Raw genomic sequence first — 24517 nt, 5'->3', positions numbered from 1 at the left:
GCCGAGTCGAGCACGGCCCACCCGGCACCGCCCGGCGCGGCCGCCAGCAGCGCCACCCACGGCAGCAGCAGGACCCCGCATGCGATCAGCAGCCGCTCCGCGGTCATGACGCCCTCCCCGCCCGTAGGCGGGTCGGTGGCTCGTCGCCGTGCTGCACCAGCACACCACCGCACGGCTCATCAGCCCAGGCCAGCCAGAACGCGTCTGCCAGCGGGACCACCCGAGCCGACTGACGGGACCGGCCCAGCCACCCGCCGGTGAAGGCCACCACGGGCAGTGACCCGTCGGCCGGCAGCCGCCCCCAGGCGAAGCCCGCCGGGCGACCGCCTCTGATACAGCGTCGGGCACCGCGCAGTAAGGCGGTACTGAGCGTGGAGGCGACCATCACGTCCAGCAACTCGCCGTGCTCGTAGACCTCCAGGGCGACCCGCCCCCGCCGTGGCTGCGTGGTGCGGACCGACCACGGGCCCGACCGTGGCCCCGACAGCGGCCCCGACTGCTGCGGCTCGAGCGCGGCCGCCGAGTGGCGCTGTGCGGTGTGGTCTGCGGTGTGGTCCGCGGTCTGCTCTGCCCTGCGCTCTGCGCGCCCCGTGTTCGTCATGCCCTCAAGGCTGGCCAAGATCGGACGCCCAGTCGGTAGCGTACGCATCCGTCTTTGGGGTGTACCTAGGTACACCCCAAAAGCGGAAGCCTGCTTCATGGTGGGGCCGGATTCGTGCCCTCTAGGCTGTCCGGCATGTCAGCTTCAGCCCTCCGCCGCGTGCTCGCCCGGGGTGCCGCCCACGCCCCCTGGGCAGCGGCCACCCGGCGGGACGCGCTGTTCATCGCAGCAGGGGTGCCACTGGGCCTGCCCACCCTGCTGTCGCTGAGCGTGCCGAAGGCGGCCGGGCTCCTCCTACTCGTGGTGGTCTGCCTCGATCTGCTGACGACGGCTCAGCGCAGCCGCTTCCGGACCTTGCGCGGTTTCGAGGTGCCCGGCCGTCCGGCCGGCGATGCGGGCTGGCTCGTCCGGTTGCGCGCCGGGCTGACCTGGCGGCAGGCCGCCTACCACGTGCTCGCCGCGCCGGTGTTCTCCGTCGCCGCCGTCGTGATCCTGCTCGCCTTGGGAGCGGGCCTGGTGATGGCGACGGTCTACGGTTGGGCCTTCCTCATGCCGCACGCGAGCGCGCTGCGCTCCGGCCCGGGCTGGACGACTCACGACGCCGTGGCCACGGTGGGCGGCCTCGCCCTGCTCTGGGCGGTCCCATGGGCAGCCGCCTGGTTGGCCGGGCTCGACGAGCGGGCCGCGCGCACCCTGCTCGGTCCGAACCGGGCCGAGGTGCTCGAGCGCCGGGTCGAGGATCTCGCCGAGAGCCGAGCCGGGGTGGTGGACGCCGCCGATGCGGAGCGCCGCCGCATCGAGCGGGATCTGCACGACGGCGCCCAGCAGCGCCTGGTCTCGCTGGCCATGAACCTCGGCCTGGCCCGCCGCACTCTCGGAGACGTTCCACCCGAAGCCATGCAGGTCATCGTGGAGGCGCACGAGGAGGCCCAGGCCGCCATCGTCGAGTTGCGCGACCTGGTCCGAGGACTGCACCCCGTGGTCCTGGAGGACCGCGGGCTGGATGCCGCTCTCTCCGGTATCGCCGCCCGTGCGCCCGTCCCCGTGCGGCTCGAGGTGGACCTGCCCGCCCGCATCGCCCCCACCATCGAGGCCGTCGCCTACTTCACCGTCTCCGAGGCCCTGGCCAATGTGGCCAAACACGCCAGAGCCTCCCGGGTCGACCTGTCGGTACGTCAGCAGGCCGAGCAGCTGCGGATCGTGATAACCGACGACGGGGTCGGCGGCGCCGATCCCGCCAGGGGCACCGGGCTCGTCGGGCTGCGCAAACGCGCCGCCTCGGTGGACGGCACCCTGGCCATCACCAGCCCCCTCGGGGGCCCGACCACCATCACCGTGGAGTTGCCGTGCGAGCTGTGATCGCCGAGGACTCGGTCCTGCTGCGAGTGGGCCTGGTCAAGGTCCTGGAGGCGGTCGGCTACGAGGTCGCCGCCGCCGTCGGCGACGCCGAGCAGCTGCTCACGGCCGTCGAGCAGCACGCACCGCAGGTCGTGGTGGCAGATGTCCGGATGCCACCCGGCTACACCGACGAGGGCGTCCGCGCCGCGCTGATGATCCGTCGCCAGTGGCCCGAGACGGCGGTGCTGCTGCTCTCCCAGTACGTGGAGGAGCGCTACGCCGCCGATCTGCTGTCCGGCAACACCAGCGGCGTCGGCTATCTGCTCAAGGAGCGGGTGGCCAACGTGGACGACTTCGTGGACGCCCTGCAGCGGGTCGCCGAAGGCGGTACGGCACTGGATCCGGAGGTGGTCGCCCAACTGCTGCTCCGTCGGCACCGGGACCCGTTGGAGCGGCTGACACCCCGCGAGCGGCATGTCCTGGCACTGATGGCGGAAGGTCGCTCCAACACAGCCATCGCCGAGACCCTGGTGGTCAGCGACAGCGCGGTGGCCAAGCACATCAACAGCATCTTCACCAAGCTGGATCTGCCGCCCGCCGATGCCATGCACCGCCGGGTGCTGGCGGTGCTCCGCTTCCTGGAGGTGGGCCAGTGAGTGCCCGCGGGCTCTGGCGGCTTCTGGGCGGACTGGTGCTGGGCCTGGCAGTGCTTGCCGGCGGTTCGGCTGCCTGGGGCCAGCTGGCACGCCAGAGCGACACGGACCATCAGACGTACTGGCAGCCGATCAGCGCCGTGGAGGTGGATTCCGGCAGTGCCATGGTCAAGATCGAGGCAGGCGCCGCAGACCGGGTGACGGTCTCGGAGAATCTGGACTGGGCGCTGCGTCGTCCGTCCGTCTCCCGGACGGTGACGGGCTCCGTCCTGAAGGTCTCGGTCAGCTGCCGCACGCCGGTCGGCCTGATGGGCTGCGGCGTGACCCTCGACATCCAGGTCCCGGCCGCGACCGCGATCCGGGCCAAGGGCAGCTCCGGCACCACACTGGTCCGTGGGGTCTCCGGGGAGATCCGGGCCCGGACCACCTCCGGGCAGGTGCGACTGGACGGCGTGAGCGGTCCGATCTGGGCCTGGGCGACGTCCGGGCAGATCACCGGCAAGGAGCTGGCTTCCCAGGTTGTCCAGGCCGCCGCCGGATCCGGTCGGGTCGACCTGTCCTACGCCCGCTCACCCCATTCCGTCACAGCCACCACCACCTCGGGCTCGCTGGCGGTCTCCGTCCCCGCGGACCGGACGCGGTACCGGGTCGACGGCCGCACCACCTCCGGCTCCTGGGATGTCGACCCAGGCCTGCTCGACAGCGCCGCCGATCGCACTATCGACGTCACCACCATGTCAGGGCAGGTCAGCGTCATGTACGCGACCAGGTGAGCAACTGCGTGTAACTGTTCGGTAGCATCCCTCTTCAGTAGAGGGCGGATTCGCGATGCTGACGGATGAACAGATGCCGGAAGCAGTACGTCGAGTGGGGAGCGGTCGGGTGGCGGGGGAGCAGAGCCGGGAAGCCGTGGGAGTCGGGTCGCAGGCCGCCGAGGGCGGCATAGCAGGATCCGGCGCCGGCACAGACACCGGCAGCGGCACGAGCGCCGGCGCCACGTCCGCGGCGGAGCCCGGGGCAACCGCGGGTCCGTCGAAGCCGCAGCTCGTACTGGCGAGTCTGGTGATGGCCTGTTACATCGCCTTCCTGATCGTCCTGGTGAGCAAGCGAGGTGACGAGAACTGGGACCGTCTGGTCTACCTCTTCTCCGGGTTCGAAGCGATCGTGTTCGCGGCGGCCGGCATGGTGTTCGGCACGTCCGTGCAGCGCAGCCAGCTGAACGCCGCGCGCCAGGAGGCGGCTGTAGCCAAGGAGGACGCGGCTCGCAACGCGCAGGACGCCCAGCACCTCAACGCCCTGTCCGCGATCATCGAGGCGAAGGCGGCCGGCCCGGCTCCCAACGGATACCCGGCTCCCAACGGTAACCAGGCTCCCAACGCATACCCGGCCGCCAACGGGTACCCCGCTGCCGACGCGTCACAGCCCCCGGCCGGAACCTTCGGCGGCCGCCCCAACCCGGACCCGACGAGCCCGGACCCGACGAGCCCAGACCCCTACGGCCGCGACCCCCACACCCGTGACCCCCACACCCGCGACCCCCACACCCGTGACCCCCGCGGCCTCGCCCTCAACAGCCCAGCGGCGAGCGCCGATCTCGCGGAACTCGCCCGCATCGTCCAGGCGATCCGCAGCACCCGGGGCTGATCGCGGCTCGTGTATCCGATGACCGCCGTACACACCCTCCTCATCCGCATCGACGAGCTGCGCCCCGACAGCCCCGGCTACCCGGTCACGGTTTTCGTGGACCCCTTCGACTCCTGGCCAGGCGGCCCAGGCGGCCCGGGCGGCCCAGGCGGCCCGGGCGAACTGCACCGCCAGGGCTGGATCCCCCGATTACACCCACCGGGCGAGGCCGGCAACGGCCAGCAGGCATGGAGCGCCTCGCAGCTGACCGAAGCCTGTTCCCTCCTCGACGGCCCCTACGACGCCCGGACGGCTGCCGCCGCCGGAGGTCTCGCCCAGCGGATGCTCGACGAGTCCGAGGTCTGGCAGGTCTGGAGCGACTACGCCAAGCGCTCCAGCGGAGCCGGGCGCCCGCTGCTGACGCTGTTCGACGTACGGGACGCAGCTCTGCGCGAGCTGCCGTGGGAGCTGCTCGTCGCGCCCGAACTCGGTCACCAGCACATCGCCCAGCACCACCTGCACCGCCTCGCCAGGGCACGTTGGCAGCCGAGGCCGCTGAGCGCGCTGTCGCTTCCGTTGCGGGTCCTGCTCGTGGTCGGAGAGGACGACGACAAGCGCCTGCGGATGGACGCGGAGGTCGAAGCCGTCCGAACGGCGCTGCGTGGTCCGGTGGGTGACTGGCATATGGAGGTGCTCACCACGCCCACGCGGCAGGAGTTCTTCCAGGCGTACGACCAGCTCAGGCCCCAGGTCCTGCACTTCGCCGGGCACTGCGTCAACGACGGATTCGGCCGCGCGGTGCTGCGGCTGCGCCCTCCCGGCGCCGAGCCATGGCACCTGACCGGCCCGGAGATCGCGGGCAGGTTCGCCGAGCACCCTCCACAGCTGGTGGTGTTGAACGCCTGCCGAGGGAAGACCATCAGCCTCGATCCGGCGGTCAGCGTCGCGGGCCAGGAGCGTTCCGGAGTCCTCAGGTCGGCCGCCGACGGCTTCCTGGACGCCGGAGTGACGGCCCTGGTCACCATGTTGGGTGACCTGGAGTCGCCGAGCGCCGGGTTGTTCGCCGAGACCCTGTACACCGAACTCGCCGCCGAGCAGCCGCTGGACGACGCGGTGTGGCGAGCACGCCGGAAGCTGTCCGACAAGTACGGCCTCGACCGGCCCGACTGGGCGTTGCCGTCCCTCACCGTGACCACCGCACCCACCCACGTCCTCGGCCGCCGTGCGCTGACCCCGCGCCATGCGGCCGAGAAGCGTTTCGAGGACCCCGGCGCGCCGATGAGGCTCACGGTCGACCGCGTCACCGAGCGTCGGCAGCTGCTCGACGGCTTCGGCCCGTACGGACCGGCCAGGCCGGTCGTCGTGGTGACCGGACCGGAGAAGATCGGCAAGACCACGCTGGTCCGCCACGCGCTGCACATCTGGCACCGCAACGGCGCCGGGACCGTCCGGGTCGACCTGCGGGCCCGCGGTCGCAGCATCGCCTGGCGGGACGCGCTCGGCATGATCGGCGACGCCCTGCGGGTGGCCTACCCGGCCGAGGCCGACGCCGCGTTGCAGCAGTTCGACCGGCGGTGGCGGAGCGAGGCCTCGGGCGTCACACGGCTCGCCGACCACCTCTCCCAGCTCTTGCCCGCCGGCCTGGGCGAGAGCGTGGGCCTCGGCGAGGACCAGACGGCAGGCCTGTTCCGGACGTTCGGCCAGGCGCTGGACACCCTTGCCGAGCAGGGCGCGGGCCACGGTCTGGTCCTCGCACTCGACGATCTGTCGATGATCGAGGAGGGAGCGGTCCACGACCTGTTCGCGCCGTACCTGCTCAAACCGCTCCTCGCGCGGCCGGACACCCGGGTACGGTTCGTCCTGATCACCGGTTCCGCAACCGACAACCCCGGGCAGATACTTCCGTGGGACGTCGCGGCGGAGGCCGCGCACGTACGGGTCGGTCCCTTCAGCGCGGCGGACGCCAAGGACATCTTCGCCGAGTACGGATCCGCCCTCGGCTTCACCGCCGAAGTGGAGGACCGCTGGCGCCAGTTGGTGAACGCGTGGGCCGGCGGCGGACAGAGCGGATTCGGTCCGATCAGCCTGATCCAGGCTCGGGAGTTCTTTCGGGGGAGGCCGCAGTGACACCACCGGTCGACTGGCTGCACGGCGCCATCGACGACCTCCGGCACGGCGCGGACCTCGGATCGCTGCTGCTCGACGGCTTCACCCCGGCCGACCGCGAGACCTTACGGCGGTGCGCCGCCGTCACCCGCTTCAACCGGGCGCTCTACGACGCCCTGCTCCAGGTGCCGGGAGGCGCAGGCCTCCACGCGCTCGAACAGCGCGGTGCACTGACGGAGGATCAGCAGGACGGCACCCTGCGCATCGCCGACCATCTGCGCGGGCCGAGCTGGGAGAGCTGGTGGCCGGCGGGCGACCGTGGGACGGAGTTCCCCGAGCCCCTGCGGGCGTTCGCCGCCGAACTCGCCGCCCACTACCGGGACCGCGAGCCCGACCAGGTCGAGGAGATCCGGCAGCTGCTGCGCTGCGACGAGCCCGAGGCGCTGCGCTGCTTCCGGGCCGCCTTCGACCGGGCCGACCGCGCACTGGACCTCGCCCGGTGCCAGGACCTGCTCGCCGTCCTCGACGATCCCCACGCCTCCCGCGCGGCGAGCCCCGCTCTGCTGGAGCTGCGAACGGCCGCGCGCGTCCGACTGCAGTCCCGTGCGCTGTGGCGGACGGCGCACCAGCAGAGCGCGCACTACTTCTCCCGCCCGAGGGCGGAGGAGCCGCTGCGGGCGCTGCTGACGGACAGCGGGGCGAAGGTACTTCAGCTGCACGCGCCCGGTGGTGCGGGGAAGACCAGCCTGCTGCGCTGGTTCGCCGCCAGGCACTGCCAGGAGCGGGACACTCCGGTGCCGTGCGCCTGGATCGACTTCGACACCGCCGACCCGCTGACCGCAGCCGCTCACCCCTGGCTGCTGCTCCTGGAAGCCGCCACCCAGTTCGACCGTCAGCTTCCGGGCGAGCCGTTCGCCACCCTGCTGCTCGAGTACGGTCCGCTCGCGCCCGCGCTGGCGCGCAACGCGGGCCCGTCCAGCCTTGACCGTCTCGACGGCCTCGCCGATCCCGCGTCCCTCGGCCGCCGCATCACCGCGCGCTTCACCGCCACCCTGGCCGAGGCCCTCACCGGGCTCGGCGTGCCCGCCGTGCTGCTGCTCGACACCTTCGAGGAGCTCACCCTCCGGGCAGCGCCCGACAGCGCCGCCCTGCCCCGGCTGCTGGAACAGGTCCAGTGCGAGGTCCCGGAGCTGCGGCTGGTGTTCTCCGGGCGCTACGACCTGGCAGAGCCGCTGCCCGAGAGCCCCAACAGCCCCGAGGCATCGGGCGCGGGCGTCGAGCGCCTGCCCGGATTCGCTCGGCTCTTCCCGGACGCCGCCCGTGCGAAGGTGTCCCCCTTCAGCGCCTGTGAGGCCGACGGCTACCTGCTCGCCCGCGGGATCCATGACCACCGGCTGCGCGGGGCCGTGATCTCGGTGAGCGGTGGCCTTCCTTTCACACTGGCCCTGTTCGCCGACATCGCGACCACCCTGACTCCCCAGCAGATCCGCGAAGCCCCCGGGCCGAAGCTGTTGTACGCCATCGACCGCGTCCTGGAACGGATCGACGACGACCGGGTGCGCTGGGTGCTCCGCTACGGCGTACTGCCGCGGCGGCTGAGCCTGCGCTTCGTCCGCGAGGTGATGTACCCCCACCTCGTCCGGGGAATCCGTGGCGAGAGCGACGCCGACGACCCGGACCAGGACGCCCGCCGGGTGCTTCGCAAGCCCATCCTGCAGAAGGCCAGGCCGGGGCTGAGCGATGAGGGGACGGAACTCGAGAGCCTCTGGCGGGAGCTCACCGCCTACGCGGGGTCCTCCTCGTGGGTCTCCGTCGATCCCCTGCACCCCGAGGAATTGATCTTCCACCACAACGTGCGGGCGCCGCTGCGCCGGCTGCTCGCCGTGCACCCGGTGCACCGGCTGCTGCACCGGGACGCCGCCGACCACTTCCGCGCGCTGGCCGAGACCGAGCCCGCCGAGTGGGTGCGATGGACCTCGGAGGAGCTCTACCACCGCTTCCAGCTGGGCGAGGACGAAGGCATCGCGGCCTGGCACGGCGCCAGGAAGCGGTCCGCCGACCGCCCCGACCGACTCGGGGAACTCGCCCGTGACCTGCTCGGTCCCGACTACCGGCCAGAGCACGCGGACCGGGCCGACCGGGCGGATGCCACCGGCGTCCTGCCCGAGGTGGTGCGGGCTCAGGCACAGCTGCTCACGGCTCAGGCGGCCCTGGACAACCCGGCAGGCATCAGCAGTTCGCAGTGGGTGAGGGTGCACCAGGGCCTCGTACGGGCCAGAGGCGGCCTCAAGAGGGTAATCGCACCCGTGGAGGGCGGCTTCGCCGAACTGGTCCGCGCCGACACCTCGGCATGGGCCAACGCCCTCGTCGACGTGTTGCTGCGGCTGGGAGATCTCCCCGCCGCCGCGGAGGAGGCGACCGCCGCACTCCGTCAGTTCGCCGGGCGGCTGCGACCGCAGGAGGAGGCCGCCATCCGGGTGCGGCGGGCATCCTCGCTGCTCAGGCTCTGTCGACCGGACGAAGCCGAGGAGGACTTCAGGACGGCGTACAACGCCCTCGCCCGTACCGACAGCAGGGCGGCGGCAGGGATCGCGGGTACGGCCGCCGAAGCCCTGCTGGACAGCGGGCAGATCCGGCTGGCCGCAGGCTGGCTCCCGGAGATCACCGAGGCCGACGACGGCGCCGGCACGGACCAGGTCCGCACGCACGACCGACTGCTGCTCTCCCTCGGCCGCCCGGGCGACCAGCTGGACGATGGGTGGGACCCGCGCGATCCGTGGAGCGCGCTGGCGGCGGCGCGGTCGCTGCTCGCGCTGCACCGGCCCGTGGCGGCCCATCAGGCACTCGCGGCCGCCGAGGCCGCCATCGTGCACGAGGAGACATCCCGCTCGTCGGAGACATGGGAGGCGGACCGGTCCTGGGAGGTGGCTCGGACCACGGTGACCTCCGAGGTGCAGGCGATGCTCCGCGATGCCGGGGCGGCGCTCGGGGAGTGGGCCCCGCTGATGGTCCAGGAGGTCTCGGACCAGGAGCTGGCGGCACATCTTGTGGGCGCGGTCAGGGCGCTGGTCCACGCGGGGGGCTCGCTCACCGACGCCGAGCGGCTGCTGGACCGGGCCGGCCGCTTGGGCGGCTGGAACGGCTTCGAGGAGTGGACGGCGGAGAACGCGGACTGGCGGCTGCTCTGGTGGCAGGTGCACCTGGAGATGCAGAGGCTGCGGCTGCCGGGGCTCGACGATCTCTACGAGGCCATGGAGTTCGCCGCCGCTCAGGACCCCGACCTGGCGTTGCGGACGCTGATCGGCCTGGCCATCCTCGATCCGCCGGCGGGCGCGGACTTCGTACTGCAGGACCTGCCCGCCGTCCTGGCCGCGTTCCCGACCAGGGAATCGGTGCTCATCCGGCTGGGAGACCTCACCCGGTGCGCCAGGCCCTGGGACCTGCCGGAGGACCAGGCGGCAGCCATCCTCCGGGAGTGCCTGAAGGGCCCGCTCGACCTGGCGGAGTGGAGCAGCAGTGACCAGTCCGCCGCGCTCGGACTCCACCTGGTGGAGCTCCTCAGGCTGCTCGGCAGGCCGATCGAGGCGATGGCACTGCTGCGCTCGTGCTCGGAACGGCTGGCGCCGCACGAGCCGTTCGTATGGCTGCACTGGGCCCGGGCCATGCGCCGACTCGGCAGCCCGGCGCCGGTACCTCCGTGGGTGCCCGGCCTGCTGTCGGCGGAGTACGCCGCCTATCCGACGCTCCGGGCCGAGGCCGCGATCGGTCTCGCGCGTGCCCGCTTCGCCTCGGGGCAGTACCGCGAGGCGCGTGAGCTGGCGGCTTCGGCATGGCGGTTGGTGGGCGGCCCGGCGGATGCCGTGGCCGACCGGCTCAGTGTGGACTGCCTCGAACTGCTGGTCCGGCTCGAGGATGCAGACCGCGGTGGACTCCCGGCCCCGGTCGAGGATCCGGACGACGCCCTCTCGGAGCACCTCATCGCGCTCGGGCTGGCCCTTCCCGCCTCACCCGTGAGCCGGTGGCCGGCGATCGGGCTCGGCGGGTCGGGCGCGGCCGTCGGGGGGCCCAACAGGGAGGTGGCGTTCCAGTACCGGCTGCCCCCGGTGGCGGCACGACGATTCGTACGACCGGCGCGCGCGGTCCCGGAGATCCGGGCCGAACTCGATCTCGACGGCCGCTCGCAGCGCCTGGAACTGACCCTGTCGGCGCGTCCGCCGTCGTTCGTGGGAGCCACCCGCGCGATCGGCACAGAGCTGCCGGGCTGGCTCTGGACCGATGGACAGACGGAGCTGCTCCCCATGGGGCTGCTGCAGGAAGCCGTCAACCGCCCGCTCGAGTGGGCCACGGAGGCCGGCGAGCTCCTGCGGACCCTCGCGGCTCCCCAGGATCTCCGGCTCCCCGGTGACCTGGAGGGCGAGGAGCAGATCGACGTGCGCCTGGACCTCAGCGCGTCCGAACTCTGGCCGGTCCCGTGGGAGTGGATCTGGAGCGTACGGCCGCCCTTCGGCGACCGGCCCCCGCGCCGGCTCTACCGGTCGGGTGACGAGCGTCTGCGTGAGCGGCACCTCGCCCTCCTCTCGCGTCGGGTGTGGGACAGCTCGGGTCCGCCGGACCGCGCCCTCCAGCCACGGCTCCTGGCTCGCCTCGTGGCCGAGAAGGCAGCCGAGGCCAGGTCTGACCGACCCCTGAGAGTGGTGATGCTCCGGCCGCTCCAGAAGGGCCGTAACCCCTCGTCCGAACGGAATCTCCCGGAGACGGCCTACACCTCCTCCGGCCGGTACTCCGTCGAGATCGGGGCGAGAGCGGACATGCACCGGCCGCACGACCGCGACCTCCTGCATGTCCAGGGAAGCTTCGTCGAGTACCGCGGTGCCATCGCGCTGGACCTCCACGACGGCCTCCCGCCGGTGCTCCCCGAGGAGCTGGCCCCCCGCATCCCCCCGAAGTCCCTGTGGCCACTGCTCGTTCTGGAGGCCCTCCGGCCGGCGTCCTCCAGCGAGTGGACCCGGCAGGTACTGCTGCGCAACGCGTTCGCGCACAAGGTCCTCGAGCAGGGGACCTTGCCGGTCGTGCTGGCGGTGGGCCCCTTCCAGGACCAGAGCGAGCATCGCCGAGTGCTGGCCGACGCCCTGGCGGACGGCCGCAGGCCGGGCGAGGCGGCGGCCATGGTCACCCGGGCGACGGTTCGCCAGTTCGGCCGAGGGGTGGTGGTGGTCGGTCTGCTGGCTCTCCCGGCGCTCTTCAGCCACCTGCCGATGGACTGCCTGCTGCCCCTCGGCACCGACCTGCCGCCCGTCGGCACCGACCTGCCGCCCGTCGGCACCGACCTGCCGCCCGTCGGCACCGACCTGTGAGCCCCGCCGCCCGCAGGGTGACCGCGCTGCTCGCCAAGGCCGACAGCCTCGATGCCGACCTGCGGCACTGGCTGGACCTGAGCGAGGCCGATGCCGACCTCCCCGAGCACCACTCGCAGATCCGCGCGGTCACCGCCGCGCTGGCGCCCCACCTGGAGCGCCTGCGCGTGCAGGCCGAGGAGCACCCCGAGGCCTGGGCCGACACCGAGCAGCGGCTGGCTGCGCTGTACCAGCTCTGGGGGTTCGTCCGCGACAAGCTCACCCTGCGGACGCTCCCCACCACCCGCCGGTTCCTCGCGCTCGCCGACGACTTCGCCTGGGCCTGCTACGCCCCCGCGCACGACGCCGCCCAGGGCGCTCGTCCCGCCCTCGGCCTTCCGCCGCTGCCCGCCGAACCGCCGCTGGTCTTTCTCGCCGCCGACGCCGTCCCGTTCACCCGGACCAGGGGCCGCACGCTCAGCGCCGCGCCCGACGCACCCCTGCCGGGGGAGAGTCTCGCGACGGCGCTCGGTCTGCTCCCGGTGCCGCTGGTGGGCGTGCCGTGGTTCCAGCTCGGCCATCTGCCGGAGGTGCTGGTGGTCGCGCACGAGGTGGGTCACTGCGTACTGGAGGAGCTCGGCCTCGGCCCTGCACTGCGTGCCCTGGTCGCCGCCGAGTACCCGGTGCAGCCGGCGGCGTGGTGGCTGGACCGGTTCCACGAGGCCTTCGCCGATCTGTACGGGACGCTGGCGGCGGGCCCGGCCTATGCGCAGGTGCTGGCCGACTTCGTCTCCGTCCGTCCCGAGGCGCCCGAGGCCCCGGGCTACCCGCCGGCCGCCGTACGCCTGGCGCTGGCCGCCGACGCGCTCACCGTCCTCGGGCTGCCGGGGGAGGCCGACCGGGTCAGGGCGCGGTGGGGCACCGAGTTCCGGGCTTTCGGCGAGGCCCCGGACGTCCGGCGCTTCGCGGAGACCGTGCTCACGACGCCGCTGGCCGAGCTGGGCGGGAGCCGGCTGGCCGACCTGTTCCCGGTGGCGCGCTCCGACAGCGCCGCCCGATCCGCTGCGGCCGCCCTGCTCGACGGTGGTGCGCTGCTCCCGGCCTCCGCCACCCCGCACAACCTGCTGCAGGCGGCCGCGCTGGCCTTCGTCGCCGATCCCGGGGGCTACCGGACGGCCAAGCCCGCGATCACGGAACGCGTGCAGGCACTGGCGGACACGCACCGGGTGCGCGGCCTCCGCGGGCCGGCGGGAGCACCGGGAGCACCGGGAGGGACACCGGACGAGGCACTCTGGAAGCTGCTCGGCGGGCAGGCCTGACCGGCCCGTCGAGCAAGCGAGCAGGTCGTCCGATCGGGTGAGGGAGAATAGAGGCCGTTGGACCCGCACCCACCGAGCCCGCTCTCCTGTTGAGGACCCGCCCGTATGACCAGCACGCCCACCGGCACCCCGGCCGCCCCGGCCACCCCCGAGTTCGCGCCGCTGAACATCGGACCGATGCAGGTGTGGCCGCCCGTCGTCCTGGCGCCGATGGCGGGGATCACCAACGCCCCGTTCCGGACGCTCTGCCGTGAGCAGAGCGGCGGCAAGGGTCTCTACGTCTCCGAGATGATCACGACCCGGGCGCTGGTCGAGCGCAATGCCAAGACCATGCAGCTGATCCACTTCGACCCGAGCGAGAAGCCGCGCTCCATCCAGCTGTACGGGGTCGACCCGGTGACCGTCGGCAAGGCGGCCCGGATGATCGCGGACGAGGGCCTCGCGGACCACATCGACCTCAACTTCGGCTGCCCCGTCCCCAAGGTGACCCGCAAGGGCGGCGGCTCCGCGCTGCCGTACAAGCGGAACCTGCTGCGCGAGATCCTGCGTGAGGCGGTCGGCAACGCCGGCGGTCTCCCGGTCACCATGAAGATGCGCAAGGGCATCGACGACGACCATCTGACCTACCTGGACGCGGGCCGGATCGGCGCCGAGGAGGGCGTGTCGGCCATCGCGCTGCACGGCCGCACGGCCGCCCAGCACTACGGCGGCACCGCCGACTGGTCGGCCATCGCCCGGCTGCGGGAGTCCGTCCCGGCCGAGATCCCGGTCCTGGGCAACGGTGACATCTGGTCGGCCGAGGACGCGGTCCGGATGATGCGCGAGACGGGCTGCGACGGCGTCGTGGTCGGCCGCGGCTGCCTCGGCCGGCCTTGGCTCTTCAAGGACCTGGTCGCGATCTTCGAGGGCGATGTCGACCACGCCCGCCCCAGCTTCGCCGATGTGGCGAAGGCGATGGTCCGGCACGCGCAGCTGCTCGGGGAGTGGATGGGCGACGAAGGGCGCGGCGTGGTCGACTTCCGCAAGCATGTCGCCTGGTACACCAAGGGCTTCTCGGTCGGTTCGGAGCTGCGGGTGAAGCTGGCGATGTCCAGTTCACTGGTCGAACTGGGGGAGACCCTCGCCCAGGTCGAGCAGGAGCAGCTCTGGCCGGCCGGCGCGGACGGTCCGCGTGGCCGGACCAGCGGAAACAACCGTGTTGTACTTCCCGAGGGCTGGTTGGACGATCCGTACGACTGCGCCCTGCCCAGCGCTGACGCCGAGTCGGACACCTCGGGTGGATGATTTGGACGCAGTGGCCAATTAGGCCCTTCGGTCCGCATTGCCGGACCGGCCCAGCCCTCTTGGACAACCTGGCCAAGAGGGCTCCTTTGTGGCGGATTTCGGTTACCAGGAGATTTCACGACTCGACGCAAGGTGACGAAGCGTGGAGTCCGCCTACGCCCGACGGCTGAGATGCGCCCGTGACGCTTGCCACATATCGTTGCGATTGACGGCTGGTCAGGTGGGCCTGGAGGGGTGCGAGAGTGCAAATCGCTTCCCGAAGGGCTTTGAGGCGGATCGGCGCAGCTGACTGCAGGAAATCAAGCCGGGGCAACACGGCGGATGGTCCGCCACTACTCTCTGTCCGGTTCGTGTGATCTTCATGTTTCCATGCGTTCACTACTTGAAGCATTGCTAGCGTCAGCCGGACGATTTCGCCAACAGAGGTGAACGCCCTGACGGGCATTCGATCTGTCGGGTCGTCGCCCGTTCCGAGGCTCGTACGGCCTATTGGCGGCGCAAAAGTGCCTTCGAAATGGGTATGTTCTCCGGCGTCAGGGCCACCGTGTGCGAGGAGACCGACCCGTGCCGTCCCAGCAGAAGTTTGTTTACTCCTTCACCGAAGGAAACAAGGACCTCAAGGACCTTCTTGGCGGGAAGGGTGCGAATCTCGCCGAGATGACCAACCTGGGACTCCCCGTCCCTCCCGGGTTCACCATCACCACGGAGGCCTGCAAGGTCTTCCTGGAGACCGGCAGCGAGCCTGCCTCGCTCCACGAGGAGATCAGCCGCCACCTGGTGGCCCTCGAGGAGGAGATGGGCAAGCAGCTCGGCCAGGCCGACAACCCGCTGCTCGTCTCCGTCCGCTCCGGGGCCAAGTTCTCCATGCCCGGCATGATGGACACCGTCCTGAACATCGGCCTCTCCGACGCCTCGGTGGCCGGCCTCGTCGCCCAGTCCGGCAACGAGCGGTTCGCCTGGGACTCGTACCGCCGCCTGGTGCAGATGTTCGGCAAGACCGTGCTGGGCGTCGACGGCGAGCTGTTCGAGGAGGCGCTCGAGGAGGCCAAGAAGGCCAAGGGCACCGAGCTCGACCTCGACCTCACCGCCGAGGACCTGCGCGCCCTGGTCGACACCTTCAAGGCGATCGTGCTCCGCGAGACCGGCCGGGAGTTCCCGCAGGACCCGCGCGAGCAGATGGACCTGGCGATCCACGCCGTCTTCCACTCCTGGAACGGTGACCGGGCCCGCCTGTACCGCCGCCAGGAGCGCATCCCGAACGACCTGGGCACGGCGGTCAACGTCTGCTCCATGGTCTTCGGCAACCTCGGCGAGGACTCCGGCACCGGTGTCGCCTTCACCCGTGACCCCTCCACGGGCGCCGTCGGCGTCTACGGCGACTACCTGTCCAACGCCCAGGGCGAGGACGTCGTCGCCGGCATCCGCAACACGCTGCAGCTGTCCGAGCTCGAGAAGCTCGACAAGAAGTCGTACGACGAGCTCATGGCGATCATGCACAAGCTCGAGCTGCACTACCGCGACCTCTGCGACATCGAGTTCACCATCGAGCGCGGCAAGCTCTGGATGCTGCAGACCCGGATCGGCAAGCGCACCGCCGCCGCCGCCTTCCGGATCGCGGTCCAGCTGGTCGACCAGGGTCTGATCGACCTGGACGAGGCGCTGCACCGCGTCACGGGTGGCCAGCTCGCGCAGCTGATGTTCCCGCGCTTCGCCCCCGACGCGAGCTCCAAGCAGGTCGCCAGGGGCATCGCGGCCTCGCCGGGTGCTGCAGTCGGCAAGGTGGTCTTCGACTCCTACACCGCCGTGAAGTGGTCCCGCTCCGGCGAGAAGGTCATCCTGGTCCGCCGGGAGACCAACCCGGACGACCTGGACGGCATGATCGCCGCCGAGGGCATCCTCACCTCGCGCGGCGGCAAGACCTCGCACGCGGCCGTGGTGGCCCGCGGCATGGGCAAGACCTGTGTCTGCGGTGCCGAGGAGCTCGAGGTCGACACCAAGCGCCGCCGCTTCACCACCGCCGACGGCCAGGTGGTCGAGGAGGGCGACGTCGTCTCCATCGACGGCGCGAGCGGCAAGGTCTACCTCGGCGAGGTCCCGGTGCTCCCCTCCCCGGTGGTGGAGTACTTCGAGGGCACCCTGCACGCCGGTGCCGACGTCCAGGGCGGTCTGGTCCAGGCCGTGCACCGGCTCGTGTCGCACGCCGACGTACGCCGCCGGCTGGCCGTGCGCGCCAACGCCGACAACGCCGAGGACGCGGGCCGCGCCCGCCGGTACGGCGCCCAGGGCATCGGCCTGTGCCGCACCGAGCACATGTTCCTCGGCGAGGAGCGCCGCAAGGAGGTCGAGCACCTGATCCTGGCGGACAACGACAAGGACCGCGAGCAGGCGCTCTCCACCCTCCTTCCGCTGCAGAAGGGCGACTTCGTCGAGCTCTTCCAGGCGATGGACGGCCTCCCCGTCACGGTCCGTCTGCTCGACCCGCCGCTGCACGAGTTCCTTCCCGACATCACCGAGCTGTCGGTGCGCGTCGCCCTCGCCGAGGCCCGCAAGGACCCGAACGAGAACGACCTGCGCCTGCTCCAGGCCGTGCACAAGCTGCACGAGCAGAACCCGATGCTGGGTCTGCGCGGCGTGCGCCTCGGCCTGGTCATCCCGGGTCTGTTCGGGATGCAGGTCCGGGCCATCGCGGAGGCTGCGGCGGAGCGCAAGCTCGGCGGCGGCGACCCGCGGCCCGAGGTGATGATCCCGCTGGTGGGCACCGTCCAGGAGCTGGAGATCGTCCGCGACGAGTGCGAGCGAGTACTCGCCGAGGTGGCCTCCTCCACCGGCGTGGAGCTGGACATCAAGCTCGGCACCATGATCGAGTTGCCTCGCGCCGCCATCACGGCCGGTCAGATCGCGGAGGCCGCGGAGTTCTTCTCCTTCGGCACCAACGACCTGACCCAGACCGTCTGGGGCTTCTCCCGGGACGACGTGGAGGCTTCGTTCTTCACGGCCTACCTGGAGAAGGGCATCTTCGGGGTCTCGCCGTTCGAGACCATCGACCGCGACGGTGTCGGCGCGCTGGTGAAGCTGGCCGCCGAGGCCGGCCGGGCCACCCGCCCGGACCTCAAGCTCGGCGTCTGCGGCGAGCACGGCGGTGACCCGGACTCGGTGCACTTCTTCCACGAGGTGGGGCTGGACTACGTGTCCTGCTCTCCCTTCCGGATCCCGGTGGCGCGCCTGGAGGCAGGCCGCGCCGCCCTCGAGACGGCGGGCAGCGACTCGCGCTGACGGGGGTTGACCCGTCACAGCGCGGTCCCATCGCTGACCGCACCCCCTCCGAAGGGGAGGGGCGTACGGCGGAGCTCGGCGCAGGAGAGCCGCCGTACGTAGGAGCCGGGGCGGGAACGGACAATGGCGTCCGTTCCCGCCCCGGTGGCATGTCCGCACCCCGGGCGCTCTGCGCCATTCGGGTGAGGGTCGAACCCCGTTGACCAGGGCTTTCGGCGGACCGGGCAAGCTGGAGCCCATGACCAGCCGAAATCGCCTGATCGTCGTCGCGGTTCTCCTCGTCTGTGCCATCGCCGCCGCAGCGGCCTACGCGCTGCTCGGGAACGGCAAACCCGCCTCCACCCCGGTGAAGCCCTCCGCCACGGCCCGGGCCACGGCCGCCGCCGGAGCCTGGCTGCCCGCCGACCCCGCCATGGCCGACGTCTGCCGCAGCAGGCTGCCCAGCCAGGCCCGCGACACCCTCACGCTGATCGCCGAGGGCGGCCCGTACCCGTACCGCTCGGACGGCGTCGTCTTCGAGAACCGCGAGAGCCGCCTCCCCCGGCATCCCAAGGGCTACTACCACGAGTACACCGTCGTCACCCCGGGCTCCGAGGACCGCGGCACCCGACGGGTCGTCACGGGCACTGTCGGCGAGGAGTACTGGACGGCCGACCACTACAACACCTTCCAGGAGATCGACGTCCGCTGCTGAGGATCTGCTTGGATGACGGTGATGACAGAAACCGATCCATCCTTCGACTCCCTGCAGGGCCTCTCCGTGGGCGACGCGTTCGGCGCCCAGTTCTTCGTCCCCGAGAACCGCGGGTTCCTGACCGGGCGGCAGGCCCCGCCCGGCCGCTGGCCCTGGACGGACGACACCGAGATGGCCTGTTCGGTGTACGCGGCCCACACCGAGCGCGGCGGCATCGACACCTTCGACCTCACGCACGCCTTCGCCCACCGCCACGACTTCGACCGGGGCTACGGCCCGTCCGCCAACCGCCTGCTAAGGCTGATCCGCGAGGGCGGGGACGCCGGGCGGCTGGCCGCCGAGGTCTTCGACGGCCAGGGCTCGTACGGCAACGGCGCCGCGATGAGGGTCGCCCCGCTCGGCGCGGCCTTCGCCGAGGACCCGGCGGCCGCCGTCCGGCCCGCGGCCGACACGGCCGTGATCACCCACACCCATCCGCAGGCCGTGGACGGGGCGATCGCCGTCGCCGTGGCGGCCGCGTACGCCGTCCGGGCACGTACCGAACCGACCACGCCCGAGGCTTTCCTCACCGCCGTTCGGAGGCTCACCCCGCACGGAGCGGTCCGTGCGGGCATCGGCGAGGCGATCGGGCTGCTCGGGGAGCAGGACCACCGACTGCCCGCGCAGGTGCTGGGCAACGGGAGCCGGGTGAGCGCCGTGGACACCGTTCCGTTCGCGCTCTGGGTGGCGGCCCGTCACCTCGCCGACTTCGAGACGGCGCTCTGGCAGACGGTCTGGGCGGGTGGAGACGTCGACACCACCGGCGCGATCGTCGGCGGCATCGTCGCCGCGCACACCGGTACGGCCGGCATTCCCGCCGCCTGGCTGGCCGCCCGTGAGCCGCTGCCCGGCTGGGCGACGCCGGACCCGGGCAGCGTGGCCGACGGCATCCGGCACAGGGCGGGCCTGCTGCAGCCGATCCAGCTGCCGCGCCCCACCTCCGTGCCCGACCTGGTCTGGACGGAGGCGGAGTGGCAGCGGGTGCGGCAGGGCCTGCCGGAGCGGGACATGGACGACCGCTGGCTGTCGTACACCGCCGAGGGCGTGATTCATCTGCACCGCAGCTGGACCGGGTACGGCATCTTCGAGGTCCGGGTCGAGCCCGTCCGGGGAGGCGGCCGGCGTCCGGTGTCGGCGGTGGCCGAGGCACGGCCGGACAGGTTCGACGACGGTGCGCCGGCCGAGCTGCTGGCCCGGCTGCTGAAGACGCTCTGATCCGGCGTCACCAGGTGTCGACGGCGTCCATCGACTCCAGGTAGTACTGCACCTCCGGCACGGTGACGTCGATCGGCCGGCCGGCCCGGTACAGCGTGCAGGTGACGGTGCCGTTGGCCTCCAGGCGCAGGTGGCGCGGGGCGTGCTGCGGGTTGGCCTGGATCACCGCCTGGATGCTGGTCAGCAGCCAGCACGTCCCGAAGCGGCCCTGGGACATGTCCTGCCAGGACATCGCCTCGGTGGCACCGGAGACCCGCTTCCAGCTCTCGGTGAAGTACGCCCCGTCCACCTGCGCGAACGGTCCCTTGGGCAGCACCCAGCCGTGGTCCTCGCAGTCGTGCTCGAACTCCGGCTGGCTGCACGGCATCGCGCTGCCGATCAGCATCGCCGCGTACGGACTCACCGAGCGCAGCAGCCAGTTGAACATCTCCTGCTGGCGCCGGTGGTCGTACGCCTGCTCGCCGTCCGCCTCCGACGTGGGTGAGCGCGTCCCAGCGCTCCAGCCCCTGCGGGCCGAACCGGCGGATCACCATGTCCAGTTCGGCGGGTGGCAGCGGCATCAGCAGGTGGCCCACCTGGTCGAGGAGGGACCGTGCTCCGAAGCGGTGCTCATCGGCGAACAGCAGGTCCCAGGCCTGCCGCCCCACCGCGTCTGCCCGCTGCGGGTACGGCGGCGGGCCCGGCGGCTGCCAGGGCAGTTCGACCTGCGGGTGGCCGCCCGGTACGTAGTCGAGCCGGCTCCGGCTTACGTCGTCGGTCAGCCGCTGGACGACGTTGACGGTCTGCATGATCGCCCGTCCGCCGGGGATGAAGGGTGCGGCGATGTTGGCTGCCTGCCGCCAGTTGTTCCGGTGGTAGCTCACCGCGCGATCCCCCTGCTGTCCCCTGTCATGCCCTGCCGACCCCGACCCAAGAGGATATGCGCTCCCTCCGTCCGGTGATCACCGGCCCCCGCCCGCGATATCCCGGTGCTTGGCGCGGCCGGCGAGGCCTACGCTGCCCGGATGGCTCACCTACTCTCCGTCAACCTCGCCCACCCGCGCCCGAATTCGGCGAAGGCCTCCGTCGGTATGACGGGTATCGACAAGAGGCCGGTCGACCACCCGGTCGAGCTCCGCGCGCCGGGGCCCAAGGGCACCGGGCCGCGTACTCCCGGGAGAACCTGGACCTCTGGCAGCAGGAGCTCGGCCGGGAGCTGCCCGGGGGCAGCTTCGGCGAGAATCTCACCACCGTCGGGCTCGACGTCGATCACGCGCTGATCGGCGAGCGCTGGCGGATCGGCGAGCAGGTGCTGCTGGAGGTCGCCGTGCCGCGCGTCCCCTGTTCCACCTTCGCCGCCTGGCTGGCCGAGCAGCGCTGGGTCAAGCGCTTCACGGCCCGGGCGCTGCCGGGTGCGTACCTGCGGATCCTGGAGCCCGGTGAGATCCGGGCCGGCGACACCGTCACCGTCGAGCACCGGCCGGCCCACGAGGTCACCGTCGAGCTGTGCTTCCGGGCACTGACGACGGACGCCGGGCTGCTGCCCCGCCTGGTCGACATCGCCGAACTCCCGGACGAGGTGCGCGAACTCGCCCGCAGGCGCACCGGAACGACGCCCCCGTACGCGGCGGAGGACTGAACCCGAGGAGCGGCAGAGCGGCGGCGGAGACTCGCCGCCGCCGCCGCGTGCCGGTCAGGCGTGGATCAGCGGGCCGCCGTGTCTAAGACACTCCTGGTTGAGAGCGGGATCCGGGGCGCTCGGCGAGGTCGCGGCGGCGATCCGGAGCTCGATGATGTCCCGGACGGCCGGCCACTCCTCGTCGAGGATGGAGTAGAAGGCGGTGCTGCGGACCACGCCGTCCAGCCCGCGGGAGTGGGCCCGCCGGACGCCCTCGCTGGTGGCGCCGAGCCGCTCGATCGCGGTGCGGGAGCGCAGGTTGCGGGCGTCGGCGCGCAGCGAGATCCGCTGGACCCCCCAGGTCTCGAAGGCGTACCGGAGCATCAGCAGCTTCGCCTCGGTGTTGATGCCGGTGCCCTGGGCGCGCGGGGAGAGCCAGGTGTTCCCGATCTCGGCGGCGTCCGGCACGGCGTCCCGCGGGTCACCGAAGGGCACGCCGGGGACCGGCGGCCAGACCAGCGGACCCTGCCAGTAGTCGAGTTCCAGGAACCGGGTGGAGCCGACCACCCGGTTGTCCGCCACGCTCACCGTGGCGAAGGGCAGGGACCGGCCCGCCGCCTGGTCCGCCAGGGCACGCCGGATGTAGTCCCGGGCCGCTTCCAGGCCGTGCGGGACGGGAGTGAAGGCGTAGGTCGTACGGTCCTCGGCGCCGGCTTGGGCGAGAGCCTCGGCGTGGTGCTCGGCCAGGGGCTCCAGCCGCGCGGTGCGGCCGATGAGGGTTACGGGTACGGGCACGGATCCTTCGGTCCTTCGGCGGTCGGAGGGACCCTCGCACCGGGGTACGGCACGGGGGTGGTGGTCTTTCGCCCCGGCCCGGAGCCTGCCGCGCCCGGTTGCGCGTACGCCGGAGGCCCGGTCGTACGGCTGGGGGCGGCAACCCGGAGGCGGGCAGCGCGGTGCCGGAACGGGATCCGGGTCGACGGACCGGTCCGGCGGGATGAGCGAGGGGACAGTGTGCGTCCGCGAGATGGCCGAATGAGGAACGAGAGCGCGAAGGGAAGCAGGCGGCCAGGTGAAGGCAAGGTGCGGTGAGAGTGGCTGGCCGCACACCGGGCCGGGACGTGGAGCACGGCGTGACAGACGACGTGACGACGACGCGGCGATGCGAGGCAGCGAGAGGACGATACCCGCCAGAAGGCGGTGCGTCACCTCGCGGCGCGCCATCGGGGGCGCACAGCTCTCCGACGTACGCCGTCAAGAACCCCGCGACGGCGGCGCGAGCCCCTGGGCAGGGCTCCCACCTGGGCATTCGTACCGGGGTGCGATGATTCTCCCACCGGGGTTCCGACCAGGGTGGGGACAGCTCCGGCAGGTGGGAATGCCGACGGCGTCCGGCACGCTGGACTGAACGGACGGCCGGGCCGGGGCAGGCCGGGTCAGACCGACTAGACGACCGACGAGACGGAACGGGGCTGGGTGCGCGGTGCGTGATCCCAAGGAGCTGTATCAGCTGGAGCAGCAGGGCGTGGACGCGCTGGCCGAGGCGTCCGCGGCCGCCGGGCCCGACGCCGCCGGCCTGGTACTGCTCTACCACTTCGAGGGCTTCATGGACGCCGGCGAGGCCGGCGGCCAGGTGATGGCGCACCTGCTGGAGCACGGCGCACCCCGGGTGGTGGCCCGCTTCGATCACGACCGGCTGGTCGACTACCGCGCCCGCCGCCCTGCGATGACCTTCGACCGCGACCGCTGGACGTCCTACGACCCGCCGGAGATCCTGCTCCAGCTGGCGCACGACTCCGTCGGTACGCCCTTCCTGGTGCTCACCGGCCCGGAGCCGGACACCGAGTGGGAGCTGTTCGCGGCCGCCGTCCGCGAGCTGGTCGAGCGCTTCGACGTCCGGTTGTCGGCGGACTTCCACGGCATCCCGATGGGGGTCCCGCACACCCGCCCGGTCGGCCTCACCCCGCACGGGAACCGGCTGGATCTCGCGCCCGGCTACCCGCGGTGGTTCGACCAGGCCCAGGTGCCCGGCAGCGCCCAGGCCCTGCTGGAGCACCGGCTGGCCGAGGCCGGCCACGACGTGCTGGGCTTCGCCGTGCACGTGCCGCACTACGTCGCCCGCTCGGCCTACCCGGCCGCCGCCGTGGTGATCCTGGAGGCCGTCCAGTCGGCCAGCGGCCTGGTGCTGCCCGGCACCGAGCTGCGGGACAAGGTCGGCGAGGTGTACGCGGACATCGAGGAGCAGCTGGCGCAGGGCGACGGCGAGCTGCGCTCGGCGATCCGGGGCATGGAGGGCCAGTACGACGCGGTGGCGGGCGCGGACGGCCGGGAGAGCCTGCTGGCCCAGGCGACCGACCTGCCCTCGGCGGAGGAGCTGGGCCGGCGCTTCGAGGAGTTCCTGGCGGAGCACGAGCGCGACGCCGACTGACGGCTCATGCTGGAGTCGATCCGGCCGACGCAGGGGGAGTGTGTGGACGTCAGGCGTGCGGGAGTGCTGCTAGGGCTGCTGTTGACCGTCGGCTGCGGTGCGGCGACCACCCATCCGCCGAGCCCGGCGCCGTCCGGCACGGCCGCCACGGCCTCGGCAGCCCCGCCGGCGGGCCCCTATGTGGCGCTCGGGGACTCGTACACCTCGGGCCTGCAGATCGAGCCGCAGGTCGGCACTCCGCCGGGGTGTGCCCGCTCGGGGGTCAACTACCCGTCGCTGGTGGCGAAGGCACTGGGCCTGGCCGGTGGCGCCTTCACCGACGCCAGCTGCAGCGGGGCCAGGACACGTGATCTGACGGGTGCCCAGCGGACGGACGGCGGCACCAACGCACCGCAGCTGGACGCGCTCGCCCCGGCCATCCGGCTGGTGACGCTCGGGATCGGCGGCAACGACGCCGGGTTCATCGACGTGATCGGGCAGTGCGCCAAGGAGAGCGTCAAGCAGACCCTGCTCGCCGACCTCACCCGGACCCCGGCGGCGGAGTCGCCCTGCCGCACCTACTACACCGCCGAGAACGGCCAGGACCAGGTGCAGCGCAAGGTCGACGCCGCGGGCGAGCGGCTCGCGGACGCGCTGCGGGAGGTCAGGCGGCGGGCCCCGCAGGCCAAGGTGTACGTGGTCGGGTACCCGGCACTGCTGCCGGCGGACGCGGCGGCCTGTACCGCGACGCTCGGGCGGAGCGTGCCGGCCGGCGACATCGCCTTCCTGGTGGAGAAGGAACGTCAGCTCAACGCGATGCTCAGGCAGCGGGCCGAGGCGGCCGGCGTCGGCTACGTCGACACCTTCGCCGCCTCGGCCGGGCACGACATGTGCGCGGGTGAGTCCACCCGCTGGGTCGAGCCGCCGTTCCCGGCCGCCGGGCTGGCGCCGGTGCACCCCAACGCCCGTGGGCAGCAGGGGATGGCGGCGGCGGTTCTCCGGACGCTCGGGGCCGGTGGCCGTCCGTAGATCAGG

Annotated in this window: 16 protein-coding genes and 1 pseudogene; 14 read left to right on the top strand and 3 right to left on the bottom strand. The window is 72.3% G+C overall.

Annotation, left to right across the window (positions count from 1 at the left end):
• Nucleotides 1-103: 103 nt before the first annotated feature.
• Nucleotides 104-601 (bottom strand): hypothetical protein, encoded by a 498-nt coding sequence (locus tag FB465_RS10815; protein WP_145789840.1) that lies wholly within the window; start codon nucleotides 599-601, stop codon nucleotides 104-106.
• 135 nt (nucleotides 602-736) lie between these two features.
• On the opposite strand from FB465_RS10815, the gene FB465_RS10810 reads away from it, so the two are divergent.
• The 11 genes from FB465_RS10810 to FB465_RS10760 all read left to right on the top strand — a co-directional run bounded on the left by FB465_RS10810 (nucleotide 737) and on the right by FB465_RS10760 (nucleotide 19478).
• The gene (locus FB465_RS10810) at nucleotides 737-1960 is read left to right on the top strand and encodes a sensor histidine kinase (protein ID WP_145789839.1); all 1224 of its coding nucleotides are present in this window, start codon (nucleotides 737-739) and stop codon (nucleotides 1958-1960) included.
• Nucleotides 1948-2595, top strand: a complete 648-nt coding sequence (locus FB465_RS10805) for a response regulator (protein WP_145789837.1) — start codon at nucleotides 1948-1950, stop codon at nucleotides 2593-2595. The genes FB465_RS10810 and FB465_RS10805 overlap by 13 nt, the downstream gene beginning before the upstream one ends.
• A complete protein-coding gene (locus FB465_RS10800) occupies nucleotides 2592-3365 on the top strand; it encodes a DUF4097 family beta strand repeat-containing protein (protein ID WP_145789835.1) in 774 nt (257 codons plus the stop codon). Before FB465_RS10805 ends, FB465_RS10800 begins: the two co-directional genes overlap by 4 nt.
• 109 nt (nucleotides 3366-3474) lie before the next feature.
• On the top strand, nucleotides 3475-4236 hold the full coding sequence (locus FB465_RS10795) for a hypothetical protein (RefSeq protein WP_145789833.1): 762 nt from the start codon (nucleotides 3475-3477) through the stop codon (nucleotides 4234-4236).
• A gap of 18 nt (nucleotides 4237-4254) precedes the next feature.
• Complete coding sequence (locus tag FB465_RS10790; RefSeq protein WP_145789831.1) at nucleotides 4255-6342, top strand: CHAT domain-containing protein; 2088 nt, start codon at nucleotides 4255-4257, stop codon at nucleotides 6340-6342.
• Entirely contained in the window at nucleotides 6339-11675 is a 5337-nt protein-coding gene (locus FB465_RS10785) for a hypothetical protein (RefSeq protein ID WP_145789829.1), read from the top strand. Before FB465_RS10790 ends, FB465_RS10785 begins: the two co-directional genes overlap by 4 nt.
• The gene (locus FB465_RS10780; protein WP_145789827.1) at nucleotides 11672-12973 is read left to right on the top strand and encodes a hypothetical protein; all 1302 of its coding nucleotides are present in this window, start codon (nucleotides 11672-11674) and stop codon (nucleotides 12971-12973) included. Before FB465_RS10785 ends, FB465_RS10780 begins: the two co-directional genes overlap by 4 nt.
• A gap of 105 nt (nucleotides 12974-13078) precedes the next feature.
• On the top strand, nucleotides 13079-14257 hold the full coding sequence (gene dusB / locus FB465_RS10775) for a tRNA dihydrouridine synthase DusB (protein ID WP_145789825.1): 1179 nt from the start codon (nucleotides 13079-13081) through the stop codon (nucleotides 14255-14257).
• A gap of 564 nt (nucleotides 14258-14821) precedes the next feature.
• Nucleotides 14822-17530 (top strand): pyruvate, phosphate dikinase, encoded by a 2709-nt coding sequence (gene ppdK / locus FB465_RS10770; protein ID WP_145789823.1) that lies wholly within the window; start codon nucleotides 14822-14824, stop codon nucleotides 17528-17530.
• 238 nt (nucleotides 17531-17768) lie between these two features.
• Nucleotides 17769-18224, top strand: coding sequence for a ribonuclease domain-containing protein (locus FB465_RS10765; protein WP_145789821.1), 456 nt, complete (start codon nucleotides 17769-17771; stop codon nucleotides 18222-18224).
• Nucleotides 18225-18236: 12 nt separating this feature from the next.
• Nucleotides 18237-19478 carry an ADP-ribosylglycohydrolase family protein gene (locus FB465_RS10760; RefSeq protein ID WP_145789819.1) on the top strand — a complete coding sequence of 414 codons (1242 nt, stop codon included), beginning with the start codon at nucleotides 18237-18239 and terminating at the stop codon, nucleotides 19476-19478.
• A 7-nt stretch (nucleotides 19479-19485) separates the two neighbouring features.
• Here FB465_RS10760 and FB465_RS36265 read toward each other — a convergent pair whose 3' ends face one another.
• Entirely contained in the window at nucleotides 19486-19905 is a 420-nt protein-coding gene (locus tag FB465_RS36265; RefSeq protein WP_211785750.1) for a hypothetical protein, read from the bottom strand.
• 577 nt (nucleotides 19906-20482) lie between these two features.
• Between FB465_RS36265 and FB465_RS10750 the strand changes: the two are divergent.
• A pseudogene (locus FB465_RS10750) lies at nucleotides 20483-21096 on the top strand (MOSC domain-containing protein).
• Between the two features lie 54 nt (nucleotides 21097-21150).
• Here FB465_RS10750 and FB465_RS10745 read toward each other — a convergent pair.
• Entirely contained in the window at nucleotides 21151-21870 is a 720-nt protein-coding gene (locus tag FB465_RS10745; protein WP_145789817.1) for a GNAT family N-acetyltransferase, read from the bottom strand.
• Nucleotides 21871-22558: 688 nt separating this feature from the next.
• Between FB465_RS10745 and FB465_RS10740 the strand changes: the two genes are divergently transcribed.
• Complete coding sequence (locus tag FB465_RS10740) at nucleotides 22559-23503, top strand: PAC2 family protein (protein WP_145789815.1); 945 nt, start codon at nucleotides 22559-22561, stop codon at nucleotides 23501-23503.
• 42 nt (nucleotides 23504-23545) lie between these two features.
• Nucleotides 23546-24511 carry an SGNH/GDSL hydrolase family protein gene (locus FB465_RS10735; protein ID WP_170290559.1) on the top strand — a complete coding sequence of 322 codons (966 nt, stop codon included), beginning with the start codon at nucleotides 23546-23548 and terminating at the stop codon, nucleotides 24509-24511.
• Nucleotides 24512-24517 lie beyond the last annotated feature (6 nt).

It is taken from the genome of Kitasatospora atroaurantiaca, from assembly GCF_007828955.1.
Taxonomy (GTDB): domain Bacteria; phylum Actinomycetota; class Actinomycetes; order Streptomycetales; family Streptomycetaceae; genus Kitasatospora; species Kitasatospora atroaurantiaca.
This window is presented reverse-complemented; position numbering and strand designations above follow the sequence as displayed.

What these genes read in the sequence shown, in the direction of transcription:
- FB465_RS10790 (WP_145789831.1), top strand. Translation starts at nt 4,255, where the DNA reads ATGACCGCCGTACACACCCTCCTCATCCGCATCGACGAGCTGCGCCCC.
- FB465_RS10760 (WP_145789819.1), top strand. Translation starts at nt 18,237, where the DNA reads ATGACGGTGATGACAGAAACCGATCCATCCTTCGACTCCCTGCAGGGC.
- FB465_RS10815 (WP_145789840.1), bottom strand. Translation starts at nt 601, where the DNA reads ATGACGAACACGGGGCGCGCAGAGCGCAGGGCAGAGCAGACCGCGGAC.
- FB465_RS10765 (WP_145789821.1), top strand. Translation starts at nt 17,769, where the DNA reads ATGACCAGCCGAAATCGCCTGATCGTCGTCGCGGTTCTCCTCGTCTGT.
- dusB (WP_145789825.1), top strand. Translation starts at nt 13,079, where the DNA reads ATGACCAGCACGCCCACCGGCACCCCGGCCGCCCCGGCCACCCCCGAG.
- FB465_RS10810 (WP_145789839.1), top strand. Translation starts at nt 737, where the DNA reads ATGTCAGCTTCAGCCCTCCGCCGCGTGCTCGCCCGGGGTGCCGCCCAC.
- FB465_RS36265 (WP_211785750.1), bottom strand. Translation starts at nt 19,905, where the DNA reads ATGTTCAACTGGCTGCTGCGCTCGGTGAGTCCGTACGCGGCGATGCTG.